The 5099-nt window shown below is 37.7% G+C and carries 4 protein-coding genes and 2 pseudogenes; 3 read left to right on the top strand and 3 right to left on the bottom strand.

Translation table 11 applies throughout. From position 1 onward, the window contains the following. On the top strand, positions 1-181 hold a 181-nt coding region (locus QZ998_RS15360), incomplete at its 5' end, for a type II toxin-antitoxin system RelB/DinJ family antitoxin (RefSeq protein ID WP_296561718.1). Next, entirely contained in the window at positions 178-456 is a 279-nt protein-coding gene (locus tag QZ998_RS15355; protein ID WP_296561717.1) for a type II toxin-antitoxin system YafQ family toxin, read from the top strand. The genes QZ998_RS15360 and QZ998_RS15355, both read left to right, overlap by 4 nt. A 409-nt stretch (positions 457-865) precedes the next feature. On the opposite strand, the gene QZ998_RS15350 is transcribed toward QZ998_RS15355, so the two are convergent. The 3 genes and pseudogenes from QZ998_RS15350 to QZ998_RS15340 all read right to left on the bottom strand — a co-directional run. Next, on the bottom strand, positions 866-1822 hold the full coding sequence (locus QZ998_RS15350; RefSeq protein ID WP_296561716.1) for a glycyl-radical enzyme activating protein: 957 nt from the start codon (positions 1820-1822) through the stop codon (positions 866-868). Between the two features lie 79 nt (positions 1823-1901). After that, positions 1902-4301 carry a glycyl radical protein gene (locus QZ998_RS15345; RefSeq protein ID WP_296561715.1) on the bottom strand — a complete coding sequence of 800 codons (2400 nt, stop codon included), beginning with the start codon at positions 4299-4301 and terminating at the stop codon, positions 1902-1904. Between the two features lie 309 nt (positions 4302-4610). Beyond that, positions 4611-4886, bottom strand: a pseudogene (locus QZ998_RS15340) (ATP-binding protein); the annotation flags it as partial. Here QZ998_RS15340 and QZ998_RS15335 point away from each other — a divergent pair. Continuing rightward, positions 4887-5080, top strand: a pseudogene (locus QZ998_RS15335) (ATP-binding protein); the annotation flags it as partial. Positions 5081-5099: the final 19 nt, after the last annotated feature.

Genomic DNA, 5099 nt, shown 5'->3' with positions numbered 1-5099 from the left:
GGCAGTGAATCTCTTTTTAAGACAATCGATCAGAGAACATCGAATTCCTTTTGAAATTAGACTTGAAGTATCCAATCAGGATACGATTTCTGCAATTCAAGAAGCAGAAGAATTATTAAATGATCCAAAGACGAAACACTTTACGAGTACCGAAGAGCTCTTTAAGGAGTTAAACCGTTGAAAAAATATGAGCTTGTAATCACATCAAGGTTTAAAAAAGATTACAAAGCTGCAATTAAAAATGGGTGTAAGCAGGAATTGTTAGAGCAAGTTATCGCTGCACTTATGGATGGAGAATCACTTCCTGAAAAGAACAAAGATCATCCATTAGCAGGCGAGTGGAATGGCTATCGGGAATGTCATATTCAGCCTGACTGGTTACTTATTTATAAAACAGAAGAAAATCTCAGGGTATTAGTGCTTGTTCGAACAGGCACACATAGTAAATTATTTTAATGGCGAAGCCCACCTGAGTAATTGACGATGTCAGGCATCTTACACTACCCTGAACTTCTGTAATAAAGTTTATAAGTTGGTGTCAGGTACCAATACCACCCTAAAAATCCCATCCACAAAAAACTTGCGAATGGGATTACACTGCGATGTATGGCGTGCCCTGAGGGATTCGAACCCCCGACCTCTCGGAATTAAAAACGTGTTTTAAACTGTTTCAGAATGGCTTGATTATGCCATTCTTGAACAATGAACTCACAAGCAAGCCAATGGTTTTCGTTGGCAGTTGGCTAAAAGTTGGCTAATTTTTTCACCTTTATAACTCAACCTAAAAAGTCTAATAACATCAATTGGTTAAACTGTTAAATGTTTTAATTAATTTTCAGAACTTGAAATACTATTTTAATTATCTTTATCCAACTATTGTTTTCAAACCATAACTATGGAAAATTTTTGCATATTCTTCCGCCTGAATATCACTCATAGGTTCAAGATCACTTAAAGTGTAATCTTTTCCGATCCGTTCATATTTTACGGTCCCTAATCTATGATAAGGCAAAAGTTGTATCATTGTTACAGCGTCTCCCAGATCCTTACAAAATGAAGCCGTTGATACCATATTTTCTTTCTGATCATTCAAAGTTGGTATTATGGGGTAACGGATTTGAATTTTTTTACCAATTTTCGCAAGTCTTTTCGCATTCTCCAGTATCAATTCATTTGGTACACCGACTAGTTCTTCCGATCGATCTGAAGACATGCATTTCAGGTCAAATAAAAACAAATCAACATAATCAATCACCTTTTCGTACTCACTCCATGCCGCAAAACCTGTTGTATCTAAAGCAGTATGTAAACCTAGAGATTTACATTCTTTAAGAATAGCGGCAGTGAAATCCGATTGGACCATTGGTTCCCCACCAGATAAAGTTACCCCTCCATTTGTGGTTTGATAATATCGCATATCCTTTTTGATGATTTCCATTATTTCATCGACACTCATTTGTCGACAAGTTAAATAAAAAGCTTTAGGATAACATACTTTAGCACAGTCTCCACAGGTATTGCATTTTTTCCGATCAAGTTTTGGTATGTGCAAAGTTGTCTTGGTAAGTTTAGAGTAAATTTCACCACCCTGTTCAATAGCGCCATTAGGACAACTGGAAATGCAAGTTCCACATTTCTCAATTCCAACACATAACATTGGAAACCAGGCAAGATCTCCATGATAAGATTGTGAATCAGGGCTATGGCACCAGGGACATTTCAAATCACATCCTTGAAGAAATATTTCTGTTCTGATTCCAGGTCCATCGTTTAATGTATATCGCTGAATATCAAAAACATTACCAGTTAGTATTTGTTTCATTAAATAATCCTTCCTAATTTTTTATCCGGATTCACCGTAAGGTAAATCCGGATAAAAATTTTAAAACTTAAGCGATACTTTAAGCCATTTCCATAAATTCTGTTCTAGTAATAATATCTTCTTGTATAACAGGATGCAAGCCTACAAAAAGGGCACTATAACCAGCGACTCTCACAACAAGATCTCTATATTTGGCTGGATTACATTGTGCATCTCGTAATTTTTTCGAACTAACAACATTGTATTGCACATGAAGACCATTAGAAAAGAAAAAGCCTTTCGTAAGTGCTTCAAGAGAGCTTTCACCTTTTTCGCTTTTGACAGCTGAGGGATGAAATTTCATATTAAGAAGTGTTCCATTTGAACTGATGAAATGATCGAGCTTGGCTGCAGAATTTAGCAAGGCAGTGGGTCCATTAGTATCTCTTCCATGTACCGGTGATATTCCATCAGCCAATGGTTCCCCTGCTTTTCTTCCATCAGCAGAAGCTGCTAAACCAGCACCCATCAGTACGTGATAAGTAACAGGATATAATCCGGGACTATATGGGCCTCTACAACTCATTGATTTTTCTGTCATTTCGCAATATCGTTTAGCTACCCAGCTGGCCATATTATCTGCGTCGTCGTCATCATTGCCATAATGTTCAACTTCCGCGAGTATACGATTACGCAGTATTTCCTGGCCTTCCCAATTATTTTTCAGTATTTCTAAAAACTCAGTCTTTTCAATGATTCCTTCATCAAATACAAACTTCTTTAAAGCCATAAGAGAATCGCCAGCATTACTAACCCCAACTCCTGCTGTCCCAATTGTATTGTATTTAGCCCCCCCTGCATTTACTTCGATTCCTCTTTCGACACAAGGTTCCATTCCACAGGAAAGGAAAGGTAAAGGTGTGAATTCTTGATGCACTAAATCCGCAGCATTTGTAATAACCGTAAAATGATCAATAAAATATTGCACTTGGATATCATAAGCATTTTGTAATTCTTCAAATGTTTCAAAATCTGATAGCAAGCCTGTTTTTGGACCAGTTTGAGCTCCCGTCAACATATTTTTACCATCATTCAAGGCATACTCAAGGCACGCTGGCATACTGAAAAATGGAGCATCGCCATTTCCTCCTGACCAACCATATTCATATCCTTGTACGCCTGGTTCAACACAACCAACAATGGCGTAATCTCTTGCATCTTCAACTGATTTTCCTCGATTTAACATGCCTGGAATTATAACTTCATCATTGTACAAAGCGGGCATACCAATTCCCGTTTTAGTAACCTGAATAACTTTTTTCCAGAATTCCTCTGGCGTAAAGTTCCAGATTCTTGCAGATATGGAAGGCTGATGTAATCCTATATTTTTGGAAGCATCCAAACAAAGATACGATAAATCATTTGTTGCATCCTGTCCTTCCCTTGTCTGACCTCCCACACAAAGATTCTGAAACAGGGGATAACCGCCGAGAGCACCGATTTTATTAATTTCAGCAAGTTTCACCCACAAGCATTCCAGAATTTCAAGAGCTTGTTCCTGGTTTAGTTTAGCTGATTCAATGTCAGCCTTATAATAAGGATACATATATTGATCAAATCGACCGGGTGAAATTGAGTGTCCGCTGGATTCTAGCTGAAGAACCAACTGAAAGAAGTAAAAGGATTGGCATGCTTCATGGAAAGAAGAAGCGGGAAAAGCTGGTACTCGCTCACAAACTACTGCGATTTCTTCAAGTTCTTTTTTCCGAATATCATTTGTTTCTTCATTTGCCATTTTTTTAGCAAGTTCAGAGTAACGCTTTGCGAAAGCAATAACCGCTTCGCAACTGATAATCACAGATCTCCAAAAATTGTGTTTATCTAAATCTCGCCCATTAGCTGGAATACCCATTGATTGGATATTGTTTTCAGCGTCTTTTTTTATTTGAAGAAAACCTTTTGTAAGAATCGTTTTATAATTAGGCGAATAATGACCTATTCCGGAACAAATTACATAGTCAAGCCCAAATGCATAACCAAATGCATAAACAGCAGAAGTTTTTATTGCTTCAAAAGTTTCTTCTGGAAGTCGTGCCTTTACCCGGTCGTTAACCGTCTTACCTTTCCAATACTCTTGTATTGAACGCAAGTCATTTTTAGTTTCTTCATCTATATCGAATCTATCTACACTACGTAATTCAAACGGTTCATTTTCAAGTTGATCAATAATCCAGTCAAAAGAAAATTCTGGGAAAATCGGAGCATAACGTGGCTTTTTTGCCTGATTCCCTACAATTAGCTCATTATCTGCAATCCAAATACTAACATTTTCCAATACACGTTTAAGTGTTTTAGCCTGTCGTATAACTGCTGGATCTGCAGTAAAATCCTTATGGGCCTGAGTGACAATTTTTGCTCTTTCAGAGCATATTCCTGGATCATTTGCGAAAAATTGTTCCTTGAGCTTGTTTCCTCTTTCAGAGATACTAAAATTAATCATAAGAATATCCTTTCTTTTTTCAATATTGTTTCAATTTTTAAACCGATCATTTGTTTAAATCTTCTTATTTTATTGAGCAGCACAAAACTAACAGTCATTAACTGAATTTGTAAGAAAATTTAATGATAATAAAGTATTTACAAGAACCTCCTATATAAATATTATATTTTAACTTTATGTTTTTTGCAAGTACTTTTTGCAGAAAGTTGCAAGTTAAAAATACAGAATGTTGCATTATGGAAAATCCATAGTTTTGCAAGCTAAAATGCGAAGCAATTTCATGAGCAATCTAAGCATTGCAGGCAATTATTATTTTTTCAATTGATTGTCTGAAATTGAGCGATATAATTCATTGATGCTGGATTCCCGCATCCGGTTACTGGGTCCCGGGAACATGAGCAGGTGGCAATGATGCAATAGCCGATCCAGCATGGCGGCCGTCATCTGTTCATCATAAAGCACATTGACCCATCGGGAGAATTCCAGGTTGGTATTGAGAATGATGGTCCGGCGTTCATAACAATCGGATATGATTTCGAACAGGAGCTGTGCTCCCGTTCGGTCCAGTGGGACATAACCATATTCACCCTGCCTTCGGATCTGACTCCAGAAGGCCTGAAATCCCTGGCCTTTATCCACGAAAAGAAGAATCTGATTCTCTATGTGGCACCGGAACCGGTAAAACCATGTTGTCAACCGCACTCGGCGTTGCCGCCTGTCGTCAGGGAATCCCGGTTAAATTCTTTCGAACGGCCGCTCTGGTGAATAAACTGTCGGAATGGTGATCATTCAAGATGA

The sequence above is a fragment of the uncultured Acetobacterium sp. genome (assembly GCF_927416815.1).
Taxonomy (GTDB): Bacteria; Bacillota; Clostridia; order Eubacteriales; family Eubacteriaceae; genus Acetobacterium.
The sequence above is the reverse complement of the archived record's forward strand: the minus strand, read 5'-3'. Positions and strand labels throughout refer to the sequence as shown.